Here is an 18,511-nt window from a genome sequence, read left to right on the forward strand (position 1 = left end):
CCATGACCACCCTGCTCCTGCCGGACGCGCCGGCGGACCCGCCGTCGGTTCAGGCCGAGCGCGTCATCACCGAGGTGCTGGCCGACCTGCGCGCCGGCCTGCACCGCGGCGTCGTGGTCGACTCGCCTCCCGGGGCCGGCAAATCGACCCTCGTCGTCCGCGCCGCCGTCGAGCTGGCCCGCGCCGGCGAGCCGCTGATCGTCATCGCGCAGACCAACGAACAGGTCGACGACCTGATCGACCGCCTGGCGCAGAAGGCGCCGGAGCTGCACATCGGGCGGCTCTCGGCGACCGACTACACGGCGACCGACCGAATCAAGCAGTACGCCACCGTCCGGGTCGCCGCCAAGGTCGCCGACCTCGGTGGCCCGTCCGTCATCATCGGTACGGCCGCGAAGTGGGCCGTGGTGTCCGAGGGCTGCTGGCCGTGGGCGATCGTCGACGAGGCGTACCAGATGCGGTCGGACGCACTGCTGCGCGTGGCCGGACGGTTCGAGCGGGCGTTGTTCGTCGGTGATCCCGGTCAGCTCGACCCGTTCTCCACCGTTGACACCGAGCGGTGGATTGGGCTGACCTGGGACCCGATGCAGTCTGCGGTGGTGGCGCTGCTGCGGCACAACTCCGACCTGCCGGTGCACCGGCTCCCGGTGTCGTGGCGACTGCCTCCCTCGGCGGCGCCGGTGGTGGCCCAGGCGTTCTACCCCTTCACCGGGTTCCAGGCCGGCACGACCGCTGGCGAGCGGTCGCTGTCGTTCACCACGTCTGGGTTCGGGTACGGGCCGGTCGATGCGGCCGTGGAGACGGCGGCGGCGACTGGATGGGCGCTGTATGAGCTGCCGGCCCGGCACACGCTGCGGACCGATGCGGAGGCGGCTGCGGCATGCGCGGCCCTGGCACGCCGGGTGCTGGAGCGGGGAGCGGTTGCGGTCTCGGAACACGTGCCGGGTGGCGCGCAGGTCACTGCCGACCGGATCGCCATCGGGGCCGCGCACCGCGACCAGGTGGCGGCCATTCGCGCGCAGCTCGGCGCGGCCGGAGCGGGCATCACCGTCGACACCGCCAACCGGCTCCAAGGCCGGGAGTACGACGTGACGATCGTGCTGCACCCGCTGTCGGGGCGGCGGGACGCGACCGCATTCCACCTGGAGTCGGGACGGCTCTGCGTGCTGACGTCCCGGCACCGGCAGGCCTGCATCGTGGTGGCGCGGGCGGGGATCGCGGAGCTGCTCGACGCCCACCCGTCAGCCGAACCCGTCCACCTCAACGTCCCGGTCAAGTTCCCCGACGGCTGGGAGGCGAACCAAGCAGTCTTGCATCACCTCGCGGCTCGTCGGGTGCGGGCATAGTGTCGCTCAACACGGGCGGATCGAGGGAAGCGAATTTGAGCACCGGGAAATGGCGCAGCGTCGCTCCGGGCGTCCATCAGCTTGGGGTCAAGCTCGAGGAGCTGACACCAGGAGCGCGGGTGGGCGGTGTTGCCGGCGGCGTCGTCACCGTCGTCGATGTCAAGTGGCACGGCTCGAACGCGCTCACCCTGACCTATCAAGACGGCAGTGGTCGGGTTGACCATCGCCTGCTCTACCGGGACCACGAGCCCTCACTATCGCTCGCGGAGCCGTCTCGCGCCTACGCCTTCGATGGCGATCCGGCGCTGTTTCGGCTGGCCGCGGAGGGTCTGCGTATCCGGATGGCGGCCCAGTTTGACCCGATGCTCGCGATCAGTACCAGTGACCTCGATCCGCTGCCGCACCAGATCAACGCGGTCTACGGCGAACTGCTGCCTCGGACACCGCTGCGGTTCCTGCTCGCCGATGACCCGGGCGCAGGCAAGACCATCATGGCCGGCCTCTACATTAAGGAGCTACTTCTCCGCGGTGACCTCGCTCGCTGCTTGATCGTCGCGCCCGGCAGCCTCGTAGAGCAGTGGCAGGAGGAGCTGCTCGACAAGTTCAACCTCCGCTTCGAGCTGCTGACCCGAACGTTGATTGACGCCGCCATCGACGGGTCGGTGTTCGAGCGCACGCCCCTGCTGATTGCTCGGATGGACCAGCTGTCCCGGGCCGAAGACCTGAAGGAGAAGCTGGAGCGCTCCGACTGGGACCTGGTCGTGGTGGACGAGGCTCACCGCATGTCGGCCCACTACTTCGGCGCCGAACTGAAGACCACCAAGCGGTACGAGCTGGGCAGGCTGCTTGGTCGGGTGACCCGCCATCTCCTGCTGATGACCGCCACTCCGCACGCCGGCAAGGAGGAGGACTTCCAGCTCTTCCTGGCGTTACTTGACGCGGACCGGTTCGAAGGTCGATACCGCGACGCGGTTCACTCGATCGACAGCGGCGGACTGATGCGCCGCATGGTGAAGGAGGAACTGCTCACCTTTGAGGGCAAACCACTGTTCCCCGAACGGGTGGCCGAGACCCTGCGCTATCAGCTGTCGCCAGGCGAGCGCGACCTCTACGAGGCGGTCACCCAGTATGTCCGGGAGGAGATGAACCGGGCCGAGCAGCTCAAGGTCGAAGGGGACGGCCGGCGCGGCAACACCGTCGGGTTCGCCCTGACTGTCCTGCAGCGCCGCCTGGCGTCCAGCCCTGAGGCCATCCTGCGCTCCTTGGAGCGGCGGCGGCGCCGGCTGGAGCAACGTCGGCAGCAGATGATCGAGCTGCGCGGCGTCGGCGAGTCGACCCTGCAGCACCGCCTCGGGGAGCTGCTCGGCCGCAACGTCGAGATCACCGACGACAACCTCGACGACCTCACGGGCGAGGAACGCGAGGAGGTTGAGGAGAACGTCGTCGACGCCGCCTCCGCCGCTCGCACCATCGCCGAATTGGACACCGAGATCGCCGTCCTCGCGGATCTGGAGGAGCTGGCCCGCCGGGTTCACCGGGCTGGCACCGACAAGAAGTGGACCGAGCTGCGTGGCCTGCTGCTCGACGAGGAGTCGATGTATGAGGCGGACGGAGCCCGACGGAAGATCATTATCTTCACAGAGCACCGGGACACCCTGAACTACCTGGTCGACCAGATTCGCGACCTGCTCGGCCGCGACGATCCTGTCGTGGCTATCCACGGCGGCGTCCGACGCGAGGCCCGCCGGTCAGCCCAGGAACTCTTCACCCAGGACAAGGACACCCTGGTTCTGGTGGCAACCGACGCTGCCGGTGAAGGCCTCAACCTTCAACGGGCACACCTGATGGTCAACTACGACCTGCCGTGGAACCCGAACCGCATCGAGCAACGCTTCGGCCGGATCCACCGCATCGGGCAGACCGAGGTATGCCGGCTGTGGAACCTGGTCGCTGACGACACCCGGGAAGGCGCCGTCTTCTTGCGACTGCTCGACAAGATCGAGGAGCAGCGGCGCGCATACCAAGGAAAGGTCTTCGACGTCCTCGGCGAAGCGTTCGACGGCCGGCCGCTGCGCGACCTGCTGGTCGAGGCGATTCGCTACGGCGACCGTCCGGAGGTCCGGGCGAAGCTCGACCAGGTCATCGACGCGGAAGTGAGCGCTGGTCTGGACAAGCTGATGGCCGAACGGGCCCTGCATCACGACACACTCGCCGAGACGGACGTGCAGCAGCTGCGGCTACGGATGGAGGAGGCACGCGCCCGAAAGCTCCAACCGCACTACGTGCAGGCGTTCTTCGCGGAGGCGTTCCGCCTGCTCGGCGGCATCATGTCGGCCCGCGAGGCGGGCCGTTTCGAAGTCACCCACGTACCGGCTGCTGCGCGAGACCGCGACCGGCAGATCGGTCTCGGCGCTCCAGTGCTGCGCCGGTATGAGCGAGTGTGCTTCGAGCGTGAGCTGGTCCGGGTGCCGGGCAAGCCGAAGGCGGACCTGATCGCACCTGGCCACCCGCTGCTAGACGCGGTCGTGGATATCGTCGTCGAGCGGTACGGCACCCTGCTTAAGCAGGGCACCTTTCTCGTCGATGGCAGCGATGCCAGCGAGGATCCGCGGCTGCTGGTAGCCCTCACTCAGCAGATCACCGACGGCCACGAGCCGGCCCGAACGGTCTCCAAGCGGTTCGAGTTTGTCGAGATCCGCCCCGACGGACAGGCCGGCTCCGCGGGCCCGGCCCCCTATCTGGACTACCGCCCGCTGACACCAGACGAGACGCAGCATCTTGCTGGCCTAGTCAACGAACCCTGGCTAGCCAGCGGAGCCGAAGACGTTGCAGTGAGTTGGGCCGTGGAGCACGGCATCAGTGACCACCTCGCCGAGGTAGCGCTGCGGGTACGCGACGTCGTGGAGCGCACCCGATCGCAGGTGCGCCAGCGGCTCATCCAGGAGATCAACTACTGGGATGCCCGGCATGCGGAGCTGCTCGACCAAGCAGCGGCCGGACGCAGTTTGAAGATCAAGCCGGAGACCGCACAGCGTCGCGCTCGTGACCTGGAGCGCCGGCTAGAACAGCGCCTAGCCCACCTGCACGCCGACGAGGCATTGCGACCGCTGCCGCCTGTCGTCGCTGGCGGCGCGCTTATCGTGCCGCAAGGGCTCATCGACCGGTTGACCGGGCAGCGCAACCGTCCAGTCGTGACGTATGCCAAGGACACCGCCGAGGTAGACCGGCGGGCCGTCGCTGCCGTCATGGCCGCCGAGCGGTGGCTCGACCGGCAGCCCTTTGAGATGCCCCACAACAACAAGGGGTACGACATCCGCTCGCTGACCGCCGACGGACACTACGTTTTCATCGAGGTCAAGGGCCGCATCCTGGGCGCCGAGGACTTCATCGTCACCCGCAACGAGGTGCTGTACGGCAAGAACGCCGAGCGCTACCGGTTGGCGCTGGTCAGCGTCCACCCGGACGGATCGGATCGAGATGACGTGCGCTACGTTCTCGATCCGTTCCAGGGATTCGACTTCGGGAATTTCGCAGCGGACGGCGTCCGCGGCAACTGGCACGACATGTGGAATAAGGGAGAAGCGCCGCTATGAGTGACGCAGCAGGACCGGTTAAGCGCAAGCTCATCGAGGTGGCACTGCCCTTGGAGGCGATAAATAAGGAGTCGGCGCGGGAGAAGTCAGTCAGGAACGGCCATCCATCGACGCTACATCTTTGGTGGGCCCGTCGCCCACTAGCGGCATGCCGTGCTGTGCTATTCGCCCAGCTCGTCGATGACCCATCGTCTCACCCAGACAGGTTCCCTACCGAGAAGGAGCAAGCGGCAGAACGGAGACGCCTCTTCGACCTCATCGAAGAGTTGGTCGTGTGGGAGAACACGACAGACGAGACTTTGCTCCGTCGAGCCCGCAGGGAGATCGCCGCCTGCTTCGATGGGAAACCTCCAGCGATCCTTGATCCTTTCGCGGGCGGCGGATCGATCCCCCTTGAGGCGCAACGGTTGGGACTGGAGGCAAAAGCAACGGACCTCAACCCGGTAGCCGTCCTAATTAACAAGGCCCTTATCGAATTGCCCGCCAGGTGGTCTGGTGAGAGCCCTGTGTTCCCGCACGCTGCCGGCTCGCGGTTGGGTTCTTGGCCCCGGGTTAGCGGACTTGCCGAGGACGTTCGTCGTTATGGCGAACTGATGCGCTCTGAGGCAGAGAGTCGGATCGGCCACCTCTATCCCAAAGTGACGCTGCGAGACGGCACGATCACCAATGTGATCGCTTGGATCTGGGCTCGCACCGTTAGGTGCCCGAACCCTGCTTGTGCTGCAGAGATCCCCTTGACCAGCACCTGGTGGCTCTCCAAGAACAAAGCCCGCCCGACCTGGATTCAGCCTATCGTCACTGGGAAGCAGATTAAGTTCGAGATCAAGGTCGATAAGGTTGGACCTCCAGATCCTCCGAAGGTAGGCCGCGGGGCGCGCTTCAATTGCCTTGTCTGCAAAGACACCACAACAGACGCATATGTGAAAGAAGAGGCCGTGGCTGGCCGCATGGGAACGCGACTGCTGGCGATTGCGGCGGAAGGCAAGCGGCAGCGCATCTACCTAGAGCCATCGGAGATCCAACTCTCCGCAGCGGAGGTGACGCGGCCTGAGGATGTGCCGGATAGCCTGATGCCGACCAATCCTCGCTGGTTCTCACCCCCGGCCTTTGGTCTCCTGAATTTTTCGGACCTTTTTACCGACCGACAACTGACTGCCCTTGCAACTTTTAGTGATCTAGTTCGCGAGCTGCGTGAGGTGGTGGTCTCAGATGCGAAGGCGGCAGGGAGGGCGCCAGCCGAGGCGGAGAGCTATGGCGATGCTGTCGCTACATACCTCGCTTTTCTAGTCAGCGCGGTTTCGGACGATCTCACTAGTCTCGTTGGATGGAGGACATCCCACGGAAGCGGCGCTACGCGGGGTACCTTCGCAAGGCAAGCCCTGCCTATGCTGTGGGACTTTGCCGAAGCAAATCCCTTCGCGGGCGCAGCAGGAGATTTGCGTTCGGCAGCGAAAGCAATTGCGGATGTTCTCGACAAGCTGAACCCCGGTGCAGGGGCTTCGGTCAACCAGCAGGATGCGTCGACATTGGTGATGCCTCCCGCCACGGCCGTTGCTACCGACCCGCCCTACTACGACAACATTGGCTACGCGGATCTCTCCGACTTCTTCTATGTATGGCTGCGCCGCTCGCTAGGGTCGGTGTACCCGGAGATAACAGGGACGATGTTGACGCCCAAGGCCGAGGAGCTCATCGCCACTCCGCATCGCTTCGGCGGCAACAAAGCAAAAGCTGAGTCCCACTTCGAGAAGGGATTTATCCGCACATTCACGCAGATTCGCAAGGGTCAAGACGGTGACACTCCGATCACTGTTTTTTACGCCTTCAAGCAAGCCGAAGACGACGAAGATGGAACGGCTTCCACCGGGTGGGAAACCATGCTCAATGGACTCATTGAGGCTGGACTCACTGTAACCGCCACTTGGCCAATGCGAACCGAACGTTCCGCGCGGAGCGTAGGTATTGGAACGAATGCTCTGGCCTCCTCGGTTGTTCTTGCGTGCCGTCCCAGGTCGATGGACAGTGGAATGACAACGCGCAGGGGGTTCATCGGTGAACTGAAGGCTAAGCTGCCACAAGCTCTTCGGGAACTTCAACAGGGAAGCGTTGCTCCAGTCGACCTGGCTCAAGCAGCCATCGGGCCCGGCATGTCGGTATTCTCGCGCTACTCGAAGGTAGTGGAGCCGGACGGATCTCGCATGACGGTGCGAGCAGCGCTGGCTGAAATTAACCGGGCACTGGATGAGGTGTTGTCCGAACAAGAGGGCGACTTCGACGAAGATACCCGGTTCTGCGTGAAGTGGTTCAGCCAATTTCTGTGGAATGAAACGGACTCCGGGACCGCTGATACACTTTCTCGTGCCGTCAACACGTCCGTGGATGGATTGATTAGAGGTGGCGTATTTCGGCAGCGAGCTGGCAGGGCCCGGCTCGTAGAGCCAGACGAGCTTAGCGATGACTGGGACCCAGCTACTGACGCCCGAATAAGCGTGTGGGAGGTGGTCCTTCGGCTAGCGGGGGCACTCAATTCGCAGGGGGCCGAAGAGGCAGCTCGGTTGATGGCCGCAGCCGGTCAGCGAGTGGATCTGGACGCGGCGAAGGAGCTTGCGTACCTACTCTTCTCCCTCTGCGAGAAGCGCGGCTGGACCCAGACCGCACTGCTGTTCAACGGTCTGGGCACCTCGTGGTCCGACCTGTCTGCTGCCGCTCGCACTGGCGGCTCGCTCACCCCTCCGCCCGCTCAGGGCGAGTTCGACTTTAGCAACGGCGAGGAGTAGCCCAACATGGCGATCAGCAACCGCGACCGGATTGGTAAGGGATTCGAGCTCCTCGCGGCAGGTCTGGAAAAGTTCGTCGACGATTCGATGGGCGCGGCCACGCCTGGTGACCGGGACTGGGCTGAGGTGTTGGAGGCGCGCGACGCGGCCAAGCACGGCACGACGAAGACCTACAGCAAGAGCGATCCGCAGGTGCAGCTGCGGATGCTGACGGAGGAGTGGCGGGTCTTCAAGGACCAACTCTCCCGGGTAGAGCAGTCGTTCGCCTCTGAGCTGCGGGAGACGCGTAACCGATGGGCCCACAATGCGGCATTCAGCCCTGACGACACGTACCGGTCACTGGACTCGATGGAACGGCTGCTGACTGCAGCCGGTGCGGCAGAGCAGGCCGAGGAAGTGCGCAAGCTTCGGCTGGACCATCAGCGTGCGGTGTACGAGGCCGAGACCCGCAAGAGCGTCAAGGCTGCGGCGACGCCGAACGTGCCCGGGACGGGTCTCAAGCCGTGGCGTGAGGTCATCGCACCTCATCGTGATGTCGCCGCCGGCCAGTACAACGCCGCGGAGTTCGCGGCCGACTTGCACTTCGTCGCGACCCGCAACCCGGACGTTAGCCGCGAGTACCGAGATGCGGTGGAGTTCTTCCAGCGCACCTACCTCACTGAGGGGCTTCAGGACCTGCTCGGCCGGGCCGCCCGGCGGATCAGCGGCGACATGAACGCTAGCCCGATTATCAACCTGCAGACCAACTTCGGTGGCGGCAAGACCCACTCGATGCTGGCTCTGTATCACCTGTTCTCCGGTCGGCCGGTGAGCGAGTACCCGCAGGAGTTGCAGGACCTGTTACTCGGTGTCGACTTGCCCGGTGAGGGGCACGTGAAGCGGGTCGCCCTGGTCGGCACCCATCTAATGCCTGGTAAGCCAATCAAAAAGAAGGACGGCACCAAGGTCAACACCCTGTGGGGTGAGCTGGCTTGGCAGCTTGGCGGGCGTGCCGCGTACGACATGATCGCCGAGGCGGATCAGACGTCGACCAACCCGGGCGCCGCGCTCGGGCAGCTCATCTCCGCGTACACACCCTGCTTGATTCTCATCGATGAGTGGGTCGCCTACGCGCGTGGCCTCTACGGCAAGGATGATCTGCCAGCGGGCAGCTTCGACACCCAGTTCACCTTCGCCCAGACGCTGACGGAGGTGGTCAAGTCCATCCCGGGCGCGCTGCTGGTCATCTCGATTCCCGCCTCAGACACCGCTTCCGGGCAGGGCGAGGACACGAACGAGGGTAGTGATCTGGAGGTCGGTGGGGCGAACGGCCGGGAGGCGTTGCGCCGGCTGCAGAATGTCGTCCGCCGGGTCGCCGACCACTGGCGGCCCGCCTCCGCGTACGAGTCGTTCGAGATCGTGCGACGGCGCCTGTTCGAACCCGCGGATGCTGCGGCGCAGTCCCACATCGGGGCCGTTGCTCGCCAGTTCGTGCAGTTCTATGCCGAGCACCGCGGCGAATTCCCGCGCGAGTGCGCAGAGATCGCGTACGAGGAGCGCATCAAGCGGGCGTACCCGATTCATCCGGAGCTGTTCGACCGGATGTATGAGGATTGGTCAACGCTGGAGCGGTTCCAGCGCACACGCGGTGTGCTGAGGCTTATGAGCACGGTTGTTCACGCGCTGTGGAACCGGCAGGACGCCAGCCCGCTCATCATGGGTGGTTCCGTTCCGCTCGACGACGCGCGAGTGGCGAGTGAGCTGACCCAGTACCTCCCGGACGCGTGGAAGCCGATCATCGATGCCGACATCGATGGCGAGGGTGCCACACCCGCCCGCATCGACGGGGAACGTCCCACCTTCGGCGCCCGAGCGCTGACCCGACGCATTGCCCGGACGATCTTCGTTGGCTCGGCTCCCACTCTGCAGACCGCTCACAAGGGCATCGAGCGGCAGCATGTCTGGCTGGGTGTCGCCGTGCCGGGAGATACGGTTGGCAACTTCGGCTCAGCGTTGGAGGTGTTGAGTCAGCGTGCCACCTATCTTTATGTCGATGGGGCGCGCTACTGGTACGACACCCAAGCGTCGGTGACCCGCACGGCGCAGGACTTCGCCGACCGGCTCCGCGAGCACCCCGAAGAGGTGTGGGCCGAGCTGGTGACCCGGCTCAGCAAGGAGCGGTCGAACCGTGGCGACTTCGCAGCTGTGCACACATGCCCGGAGGACAGCGCCGCGGTACCGGACACCGAGGAGGCGAAACTTGTCATCCTCCACCCGCAGTACTCGCACTCACGGGGTAACAGTGACTCGGCGGCGCTGCGGTTCGCCAAGCACTGTCTCGACACTCGCGGTTCGGCTCAGCGGGCCAACCGGAACACTGTCGTCTTCCTCGCCCCAGACGAGAAGCGCATGGAGGAGCTGGCCGACGCCACCCGCGACTTCCTCGCCTGGCGTCACATCTGTGACCGAATTGACGAGCTGAACCTGACCGCTCAGCAGAAGGCGATGGCGGAGCGGCGCCGCAAGACGGCAACCGACACGGTCGACCTCCGTGCTGCAGGGGCCTATATCTGGGCCCTCGTGCCTGACCAGCCGGACCCGGCACGCCCGTCGGATCTGCAACCGTTGAAGGCCGACGGGTCGGAGGCCCGGCTGGCCAACCGGGTGTCGGCCAAGCTGCGCCAAGGCGGCTTGCTCGCCACCACGTATGGTGCCCGCAACGTGCGGATGGACCTTGACGGGCCGCTGGCCTCGGTCTGGGGTAAGGGCCACGTGTCGGTGGGTGACCTGTGGTCGTACTACCGCAAGTACCCGTACCTCACCCGCCTGCGGGACCGGTCTGTTCTTGACGATGCGGTTCGCGCCGGGCTGGATGACATCGCCTGGACAGGTGAGGGCTTTGCCCTGGCCGAGGCGCTCGACACTGCGAACGGCCGTTACCGAGGCCTAGCGATTCCGCCGCAGGGTCGGTTCGGACAGATCACCGACTCCACGCTGCTGGTGCAGCCGTCGTTGGCTCAGCAACAGGAGGATGCTGAGCGGCCCGAGCGGACAGGACCGGAAGGCGGCACCGACACCGACACTGGGGGGCAGGACGGGGAATCGACGCCCACGGGGGGTGAGGAGGACAGGCCGAAGCCGCCAGAGCCCACCCCCGCGCCGCCTCAGAACGTGCGCTTCGTTGGCGTCAAGCGGTTGGATCCTGAACGGTACAGTCGGGACCTCACCCGCTTGTCTCAAGAGATCCTGCAGCATCTGTCCGCGGTCGAAGGCGCTCACCTGGAGATCGACGTCCACATCACCGCCGTGAAGCAGGATGGCTTTCCTGACGACAAGGTGCGCATCGTGACGGAGAACGCCAACACCCTGAAGTTTCAGTCGTTCGGCTTCGAGAAGGACTGAGCGCTGTGTCCCGGCGTAGGAGGCGCCTCTGTCCCTTCCCGTTGTCGCGGAGGAGCGTGGTGACCGCGGATGAATAGCGGATGGGAGCCGAAGCAGGCCGACGGAACACGATCTCTCGTCTACCGCAGCCAGTTCACTCCGCACGCGCTCGATCTCAGGGGACTGGCGGCCGAACAATTTCGCGACTGGGCACGCAGTAAAGGGCTTGTCCTGGACGCGGTGGCGTTGCTGGCCGGTACGAAAACGGAGGCATCGGGTGCGGACGGCGTACGCCGTATCGCCACAGGCAGGGGTGCCTCCTATGCCGAACGCTCCTCGGGACGCCGGCTGCAGGCTGCGTCGCTGCGTCTCGAGGAGCATCTGCCCAGCGGAGATACGTGGATCACCTCGCTTACGGTCGCTGCGCCGTCGGTGATAGAGCAGGAGTCTCTGTTCGGCGAACCGGCCGATACAGGCGGCGCGTTATTCGATCTGGATCAGCATCCGGCTCAGTGGCCGGAGCGGTCATGGGTGTGGCTGGACCTTGAGCACCGACGTGGTGAAGGCCGCATGCCGGTTCGACCAGGTAGTCCTCGCCTCGTGCGGGACCTGTTGGCAGCGGTCGAGGGCACGGACGGCTCGCTGCCTCTGACGTCGGACGTCCTCACCATCACCGAGGGGCACGTCGATGAGCTGCGCGGCTGGCTCTTCGATCGAGAACGCCGGGTTCCCATCATCGTTTTCACCCCTGACCCGCAGTCACCGGATTCCCAAGCGCGGTTCGCCGGCCGGTTGGCGCGAGACGTGGCTGGGGTGGCTGTGGTGGTACAGCTCGCCGACGCTGCTGCCGCAGCTTCCTTCTCTCGTCAGGTCGGCCCGCATCTGCAGGTGTACGGCGGCGCCATGCGAACCTATCTGCCGGGTCTGCACCCGATGGAGCCGTTCCCGAGGCGGCATCGGGTGCTCGCAGCAGCGACCATGCGCGCCCTCGGTGCCCGATCGAGCAACGCCGTTCGTGACCAGGTGCTTTCGCTTTCCAGCCGCCGTACTCCGCCCGCCTCGTATCCGCTGGTGCAGCGGATCCTCGCCCGAAACTCCGCCCACCGGAACTTGGTGGAGCGTCGCCGGTCGGCACAACTTCCTCCGGCCGGCAGGCAGCCCGCGCTGTTTCCGACAGACACCGAGCCCATTGCCCTGCCTGGCATCGACGAGTCGCTCGGACTCGCACCCGCCGTGTCGGCCAGCGTCGAAAGCCAGACGGCGAACCACGTCCTGCGGTCCATGCTCGAAGCCGCCGGCATCGGCCTACGTTCCGTCCGGGCCACCACTGCGAGCAGCAGTTACGCCGATGTGGAGGCCGAGCGGGTAGCGCTTCAAGAGCTATTCGCGCAAGCCCTGCTCACCAACTCCACTCAAGGGTCCCCGCAGGCAATTGACGACCAACTCGCCACCAAGCTTAGTGAGGTCGAGGAAGAAGCCGAACTGCTCTACAGCGAGATCGAGATTCTCGAGACTCAGATGAAGGAGCAGCGTCAGGCGCGTGATGAGCTGGAGTTCGTCCGCCTCCAGCAGGAGATCACGGAGCTTGAGCTGACGGACGCGGAACGAACCAGCGAGCGCCTGCAGGCCAGGGTTCGCTGGCTTGAGACGGAGCTGGCCAACCAAGGAATCTATGCCGTCGGTACGGCAACTCCTGAAGAATCCTTGCCGGAAGCGCCGGCCAGCATCGTTGAGGTGATCGAGCTCGCCACGATTCACCTGAAGCACATCCGGATCGGCGCTACATCAGATGCAACCGCTGGCCTCGACGTCCATCCGCAGGCCGAACGCTGGGCCATCAAGGTCTGGCAGGCGCTCATCGCACTGGATGCCTATGCAGCGGCTCGGGCTGCCGACGATTGGTCGAACTCGTTCCTCGCCTGGTGCCAGACGCCACCATCCGGCGCGCGGGCGATACCCGCAACCTGGGTCGCCATGAAGGAATCCGAAACCACCAACACCTCGCCGAAGCTGCGTGAGGCTCGGACCTTCCGAATACCGCGCCAGGTGAATCCCGCCGCCCGGATCTACATGCCTGGCCACGTCAAGATCCAGCAGGGCGGGACGCCGTGTCCGCGGATCCACTTCCATGACGACGCAGGCGGCGCGACCGCCAAGGTTTACGTCGGCTACATCGGGGATCACCTCCCGACGGGAAGCTATAGCTGACGTGGGCGATCGTCCGCTAAGCATCTCGAAGGGCAGCCTGGCGGCGCTTTTTCCATCTTCGCCGCGGACCTCCCGACAGGCAATCGCGGGACAGGATGTCCGCATGGCGCAACCAACAGAGAGCAGCTGAGATGCCAATGACTACTACCCGAGCGGGCGGACAACCTGCCTACGTTGCTGCCCATAGGATCGCCGTAGTCGATCGACGCCTGCCATTCGAGCAGGCCTATTGTCTAGCGAAACTCGTCTTCGACCATGGAGGTGGCCCTGCCGTCCCGGATCGTAGCGGGCCGATCTCTGTAAAGCTCTGTAAGGCGCTGGCAGCAGAGGACCTCGTGGAGCTGACTGGCGAGATGAGCGAAGTGATCCCGGTTACCGTCCGACTGACTGTACCGGCGTCGTTGTTAGACGCGGTTCACCCCTTGACCGACAAGCTGGTCGTCGAAACGGCCGGCGGCGGTCGGCGCAAGAAGGTCGACTGGTTTGCTGTGGTGACCCAGGAAGGGCTTGACCTTGTCGCCTCGGCGATCGGTTCGCCCCCAGCCGAGTGACGTCGATCCACCGCCATGGCTGCCTGCTTCTGCCCGATTCCGGGGAATCGGCGGAGGCGGGCAGCCAGTTTTGGTTGGTCGGCCGGCAATGGTGTGGCGCCGGAGTTCCTGATGCGGGCCTGCGTGCTGGGTGAAGTCTCCCCACGGCTGGCCCGGGCGGCCGCCGTTCGAGGTAGCTGAACGGGACTGCCAAGAGCTCGGAGGCGCTCTCGCGCAACTTTTGGGTTATCTGCCCGATCGATCGGCGACGAAGACGCCGCGGCCGGGTGCGCCGACGACGATGCCGCGGTCGCGCAGGAGGGCGATCGCCCGAGCCGCCGTCGAGAAGGAGACGGAGTAAAGGTCGGCGAGCTGCGAGTACGACGGAAGCTTGGCTCCGGGTTCGTACTCGCCAGCCTTGATCCTTGCCGCGATGTCGGCGGCGATGTCGGTATAGCTGAGCGGGATCGGGGGCACGTGGATCCTTTCGGGCTGGCACCTGAGTCCGATCCTCTCACCCCCTCCTCGTGGTTGACCTATAGCCCCTAGTGACATAGGTTGCCCTTGAGTCGATCGGGTTGGCACCAGAACGGCTCGTCCGGGCACCGATGCCCGATCAGTGCCGGGGTGGCGCGGCGTCGCCGCCCCGGCACGCAAAGCAAGCGCGCCGTGTCCACCGGCGCATCCAGCAGCAACGTGTGCAGGAGGAAGAACCGCCGCGGCACCCGATCGCAGTCCATTAGCAGGCCGGGGCGGGTGCTGGGCTCCGGTCGCTACGGACGCGCGGTCGTACCGACCGACCCCGCCCGCCTCGGCGCCGCAACAACCGTTCAAGGAGGGCCATGGACTCGATCGAAGAGATCCTCGGCGAACTACCCCTACCGCCCTACGTCACCGCCGAAGACATCGGCTTCGCCGTCAAGGCGGTCACCGTGTACGCCTCCGAGCAGTGGCCCGACGGTCCGCGGTGCCGCAACGACCGCGCACCCCACCCCTGCCGCCTGTACCGCTGGGGCCGCCGGGTCCTCGACCAACGCGGCCTCACCGCCCGGCAGATCCGCACGTTGATCGCCGAGCAGGAGGCGTCGCAGCGATGATCTACGTGACCGGGGAGGCCCTGCACCCGCACCACGCCCGCGTCGCCTCCTTCGACACCCGCTGGCGCGGCCTCGACCCCGCCCAGGTGCACGACTACCTCAACCGGATAGCCGACGAACTCGAACGACTGCACCGTGACCTGACCACGGCAAACACCGAGGCAGAACGCATCCGCCAGGCGCTGCGGCAGTGGCAGTCCCGGCACACCGGCTGCCGCCATACCGATCCAGGTTCACCGAACAGCCGGTGGCAGCGATGACCTCACCCCGCTGGATCATCCACCTTCCCACCACCCTGACCAGCCTCGACGAGGCCACCACCCTCGCCGCAGCCCTACGCGACTCGCTCGGCCACGTCACCGCCATCGACTTCGGCGAGACCACCCTCAGCGAGGAGGATCGCCAGTTTCTGCGTACCCGAATCTGGTGTGACGCCAAGCTCGACGGGGCCGGCCGCTGCCGACGTCGCGACGACCACGACGGCCCGTGCGGGGCCACGGATGAGGGCCCACGCCGATAGCGTCCGGGGATGCCCGACACCGCGCACGGCGACCTGCTGGCCGGGCTCCCCAGCCGTACACCATGGAAGCCGTCGCCGGCGCTCCCCGTGCCCCCGGCGCCGGGGTGCACGCGGTCCTCGACGGCGGGGTGGTCGTCTACGTCGGCCGGAACAGGCGGGGTCTGCGGGATCGCCTCCGGGAGCACCTGAACGGCAACCGCGACTCGCCGCCGGAGCGCAAGCTGCATTATTCCCGCCGCCGACCCACCCGAGGTAACTTCAGCCCCGACACCTCGCTGTGCCGTGACGCGGCGGAGACGGAGTTTCAGGTGTACCTGCGCCGGAGTTCCGTGATGCGAGCCCGGATAGTCGTCCGAGGCATGCCTTTGAGGTTGAGGATCGGGTTCGTCTCCCCCAGTACGGCTTCCTCGAGTCTGCCGAGGGTGTCCGCGTCGTCGCAGGGCACCGTGATGACTCTCAAATGGTCGTACATCCAGGTGGTGAGGTGGTTCTCGTCGATTCGGTCGAGGCCTGCGGCGTTCGCCATGATTGCGCCGAGCGTCCGGCGGAAGGTGGAGAACTCGTGGTTTCCGCCGAGGTGCATCCCGGCGATGCGGGACCAGAGTGTGTTCGTGGACCGCTTGCCGCTGGGCCATCGGGTAGCCCCGGCCAGGCCTACGTAGATCAATCCGGGTGGAATCGGAAGTTGGAGCCCGCGAGACAGATCGGCGGCACCGGTTTCGTCAACCCACCAGCTGTAGAGGCCAGGGACCTTCAGGTGGGCGCCCTGGAAGGCGAGGAATTCCTTCGGCGTGATCGCGGCATCGTCAGTGGTGAGGCCTTCGACAAGGCTGTCGGCCATGGTGCCCGGCTCGGCAGTGGGCCGGACGGCATCGGTCGTCCGTTGTGCGTCGTACCAGTGCAACCGTGCTCCAATCGCCATGCCACGCAGCGGGTCAACGACGTGGGCGCCCTTGGCCGTCAGGTGATGGGCGATGGCACCGACGTATGCCGCCCCGGCGTGCACTTCGACAACGAGTCCGTTCAGTGGGCCGGCGAGGAGGCCGAGGCGTTCCACCGCCCAGAGCCCCCACGCGGCTCGGTAGCTGTCCGACGTGTCGGGGAGGTACCGCTCGTAGGGCGTCAGTAGTTGGTCTGGAGTCACGAGCGCGTGTTCGGCCGACAGGATGAACCATGGGACACCCAGATGTTCGGCGTAAGTACGCCCCTTGCGAAACAAGGGAGAGGTGTAGAGCTGGCGTGCGGGTGCCGGCACGTCGAGCTTGGTTTGCGCGCAGGCAAGAAGAAGGAGTTTGGGGCGAGCGGCTTGGTCCGGGCGATCGGTGGGGGCAGCGGACTGATCCGTTGCGTCTTCATGGTGCGCCGTCCGGAGGAACGTGATCTCTTCTCCGAGGACCAGGTGTCCGAGCGTGTAGCCAGCGGAGCGCCAGATTCGGACGTGCGGGCGGTCGCCGGACCACCAGGCGCGGTGTCGTGCCGCGGAGGGTGGCAGGCCGCCGACCATGTGGTCGAGTTCTGGCCACGTCAGTCGAACGGACGGCTCACCTCTTGCGAAGGCTTCGCTCAGCGCGGTCCATTGCGTCATTGGGGCCTCCTGCCCGGAATTAGCGTGCCGCTCGGATGTCGATGCCAAGCCAGCGGAACTGCCCGTTCCGGCCTTCGAGGTTCGTGTAGTCGTTCCAGGCAAGTTGATAGGTGCCGGTGAGATGCCGCTCGTTGGCCGTGTAGTAGTTGCCTTCCACGCCCCAGCGCAGCGTGCCGGTCAGATTACGGCCTTCGTGGATGCGGTAGTCCTGGTCGCGAGTGGGTCGTGATCGACTGGGCGGGGTCCACAGCGCCTCATGGTTGGTCAGCATGATCGCGAGCCCGTTCGTCAGGGTGGGATCGGTAGCGCAGAATCCCTCCAGCCGGGCGACATCGAAGATGAAGTTGCGGCGGGCCACGTCGTCGGCCGCGTGTGCCCGCAGCTGGAACTGTTCGCTGCTTGTCGGGTCGGTACCGTCCCACCGCGCGGTGAAGTACTTGAACTCGATGGCAGTGCGTCCGTGCGGTCCGAAGCACAACAGGTCGAGGTGTTCGCCCCCGGATTGTCTGACCTCCAGCCGAACCTCGACCGAGGGTCGCAGGCTGTGTAAGGTCCGGGCGAACGCGTGCTGGAGGTCGGCCTCCGAATGGAAGACAGACCGCCGCGTGATCAGCTCGGCCATGACCGTAGCCACTTCGGTGTCGCCTGCAATCGAAGTCATCCGACGCCTTCCTCCCGTAAATGTAGGAGCCATCGTGTCGGGCCTGTGCGACATCCTCGGCGTGGGCAGCAAGCCGCCGCAGCTTGGGCGGAGGAGCGCCGCCACAGCTGAACGTCGTGCAACGATCATCGATCGGATCATGTCCGATCGGGTCCGGCGTATTTAGTGTGGTTGTGGTGTTGACCCTCGGCGTTGATCTCGCAGCAGCGGACAAGCGCACGGCGATGGCCGCGATCGAGTGGCTGTCGGACCGCGCGGTGGTGCGGGACCTGATACTCGATGTCAGCGACGCCTGCATCGTCAAGGCTAGCCAGCGCGCGGACAAGACCGGGCTGGACTGCCCGCTCGGATGGCCGGGACCGTTCGTCGCGCTCATGGCGGCCCACCAGTCCGGTCACGTCACCATCGCCGAAGGCGAGGGCGAGGGCGCACAGTGGCGCCGTCGCATGGCCTACCGCCTCACAGACGAGGTGGTGCGCGAGAAGACCGGGATCGTTCCGCTCAGCGTGGCGGCGGACCGCATCGCGCACACCGCTCTTCGCTGCGCCGGCCTGCTGGCAATGCTCGCCGCCGATGGGCAGGACGTCGATCGCTGTGGCGGCGGCAAGATCGTCGAGGTGTACCCGGCGGCGGCACTGAACTGCTGGGGGCTGACGCACCGCGGTTACAAGGGACGAGGTCAGCAGGTCCAGCACGCAGACCTCGTGACCGCACTGTGCGCGGCCGCACCGTGGCTGGAGCTAGTGCCCCGTCATGCAGCCTTGAACGGGTAATCCGGATGGCGGATCTTGGAGCCGGCCGCGAATCCGGATTTCGGTTTGGCGCGCCGGTTGC

13 protein-coding genes and 1 pseudogene are annotated in these 18,511 nt (G+C 65.8%); 11 read left to right on the plus strand and 3 right to left on the minus strand.

Annotated features, from left to right (window positions below):
* The first annotated feature begins 2 nt into the window (after nt 1-2).
* From AB0K07_RS06145 to AB0K07_RS06175, 7 genes and pseudogenes are all read left to right on the plus strand, one after another.
* Nucleotides 3-1,346 (plus strand): AAA domain-containing protein, encoded by a 1,344-nt coding sequence (locus tag AB0K07_RS06145; RefSeq protein WP_363751318.1) that lies wholly within the window; start codon nt 3-5, stop codon nt 1,344-1,346.
* On the plus strand, nt 1,346-4,939 hold the full coding sequence (locus AB0K07_RS06150) for a helicase-related protein (protein ID WP_363751319.1): 3,594 nt from the start codon (nt 1,346-1,348) through the stop codon (nt 4,937-4,939). Before AB0K07_RS06145 ends, AB0K07_RS06150 begins: the two co-directional genes overlap by 1 nt.
* Nucleotides 4,936-5,181: pseudogene (locus AB0K07_RS06155) on the plus strand (DUF1156 domain-containing protein); the annotation flags it as partial. The gene AB0K07_RS06150 and the pseudogene AB0K07_RS06155, both read left to right, overlap by 4 nt.
* A 30-nt stretch (nt 5,182-5,211) precedes the next feature.
* Nucleotides 5,212-7,716 (plus strand): hypothetical protein, encoded by a 2,505-nt coding sequence (locus AB0K07_RS06160; RefSeq protein WP_363751444.1) that lies wholly within the window; start codon nt 5,212-5,214, stop codon nt 7,714-7,716.
* Nucleotides 7,717-7,722: 6 nt separating this feature from the next.
* Nucleotides 7,723-11,097, plus strand: coding sequence for a Swt1 family HEPN domain-containing protein (locus AB0K07_RS06165; RefSeq protein ID WP_363751320.1), 3,375 nt, complete (start codon nt 7,723-7,725; stop codon nt 11,095-11,097).
* A 69-nt stretch (nt 11,098-11,166) separates the two neighbouring features.
* Nucleotides 11,167-13,284: a hypothetical protein gene (locus tag AB0K07_RS06170; RefSeq protein WP_363751321.1), complete on the plus strand. Its 2,118-nt coding sequence runs from the start codon at nt 11,167-11,169 to the stop codon at nt 13,282-13,284.
* A gap of 335 nt (nt 13,285-13,619) precedes the next feature.
* Complete coding sequence (locus AB0K07_RS06175) at nt 13,620-13,835, plus strand: hypothetical protein (RefSeq protein ID WP_363751322.1); 216 nt, start codon at nt 13,620-13,622, stop codon at nt 13,833-13,835.
* A 225-nt stretch (nt 13,836-14,060) separates the two neighbouring features.
* Here the strand turns inward: AB0K07_RS06175 and AB0K07_RS06180 are convergent, their stop codons facing one another.
* Complete coding sequence (locus AB0K07_RS06180; RefSeq protein WP_363751323.1) at nt 14,061-14,291, minus strand: winged helix-turn-helix domain-containing protein; 231 nt, start codon at nt 14,289-14,291, stop codon at nt 14,061-14,063.
* Between the two features lie 365 nt (nt 14,292-14,656).
* On the opposite strand from AB0K07_RS06180, the gene AB0K07_RS06185 reads away from it, so the two are divergent.
* Genes AB0K07_RS06185 through AB0K07_RS06195 form a run of 3 tightly spaced genes read left to right on the plus strand, consistent with a single transcriptional unit; the run spans nt 14,657 to nt 15,431 of the window.
* Nucleotides 14,657-14,911: a hypothetical protein gene (locus AB0K07_RS06185; RefSeq protein ID WP_363751325.1), complete on the plus strand. Its 255-nt coding sequence runs from the start codon at nt 14,657-14,659 to the stop codon at nt 14,909-14,911.
* Nucleotides 14,908-15,171 carry a DivIVA domain-containing protein gene (locus AB0K07_RS06190; protein WP_363751326.1) on the plus strand — a complete coding sequence of 88 codons (264 nt, stop codon included), beginning with the start codon at nt 14,908-14,910 and terminating at the stop codon, nt 15,169-15,171. Before AB0K07_RS06185 ends, AB0K07_RS06190 begins: the two co-directional genes overlap by 4 nt.
* Entirely contained in the window at nt 15,168-15,431 is a 264-nt protein-coding gene (locus tag AB0K07_RS06195; RefSeq protein WP_363751328.1) for a hypothetical protein, read from the plus strand. The genes AB0K07_RS06190 and AB0K07_RS06195 overlap by 4 nt, the downstream gene beginning before the upstream one ends.
* A 304-nt stretch (nt 15,432-15,735) precedes the next feature.
* On the opposite strand, the gene AB0K07_RS06200 is transcribed toward AB0K07_RS06195, so the two are convergent.
* Nucleotides 15,736-17,016 carry a DUF6884 domain-containing protein gene (locus AB0K07_RS06200; protein WP_363751330.1) on the minus strand — a complete coding sequence of 427 codons (1,281 nt, stop codon included), beginning with the start codon at nt 17,014-17,016 and terminating at the stop codon, nt 15,736-15,738.
* Nucleotides 17,017-17,035: 19 nt separating this feature from the next.
* Entirely contained in the window at nt 17,036-17,677 is a 642-nt protein-coding gene (locus tag AB0K07_RS06205) for a hypothetical protein (RefSeq protein WP_363751332.1), read from the minus strand.
* Between the two features lie 176 nt (nt 17,678-17,853).
* On the opposite strand from AB0K07_RS06205, the gene AB0K07_RS06210 reads away from it, so the two are divergent.
* Nucleotides 17,854-18,450, plus strand: a complete 597-nt coding sequence (locus tag AB0K07_RS06210; protein WP_363751334.1) for a DUF429 domain-containing protein — start codon at nt 17,854-17,856, stop codon at nt 18,448-18,450.
* Nucleotides 18,451-18,511 lie beyond the last annotated feature (61 nt).

It is taken from the genome of Micromonospora sp. NPDC049301, assembly GCF_040678715.1.
Taxonomy (GTDB): domain Bacteria; phylum Actinomycetota; class Actinomycetes; order Mycobacteriales; family Micromonosporaceae; genus Micromonospora.

Excerpts from the sequence above, each read along its gene's own strand:
- AB0K07_RS06195 (WP_363751328.1), top strand. The coding sequence starts at position 15,168 with ATGACCTCACCCCGCTGGATCATCCACCTTCCCACCACCCTGACCAGC.
- AB0K07_RS06165 (WP_363751320.1), top strand. The coding sequence starts at position 7,723 with ATGGCGATCAGCAACCGCGACCGGATTGGTAAGGGATTCGAGCTCCTC.
- AB0K07_RS06145 (WP_363751318.1), top strand. The coding sequence starts at position 3 with ATGACCACCCTGCTCCTGCCGGACGCGCCGGCGGACCCGCCGTCGGTT.
- AB0K07_RS06170 (WP_363751321.1), top strand. The coding sequence starts at position 11,167 with ATGAATAGCGGATGGGAGCCGAAGCAGGCCGACGGAACACGATCTCTC.
- AB0K07_RS06190 (WP_363751326.1), top strand. The coding sequence starts at position 14,908 with ATGATCTACGTGACCGGGGAGGCCCTGCACCCGCACCACGCCCGCGTC.
- AB0K07_RS06200 (WP_363751330.1), bottom strand. The coding sequence starts at position 17,016 with ATGACGCAATGGACCGCGCTGAGCGAAGCCTTCGCAAGAGGTGAGCCG.
- AB0K07_RS06185 (WP_363751325.1), top strand. The coding sequence starts at position 14,657 with ATGGACTCGATCGAAGAGATCCTCGGCGAACTACCCCTACCGCCCTAC.
- AB0K07_RS06205 (WP_363751332.1), bottom strand. The coding sequence starts at position 17,677 with ATGACTTCGATTGCAGGCGACACCGAAGTGGCTACGGTCATGGCCGAG.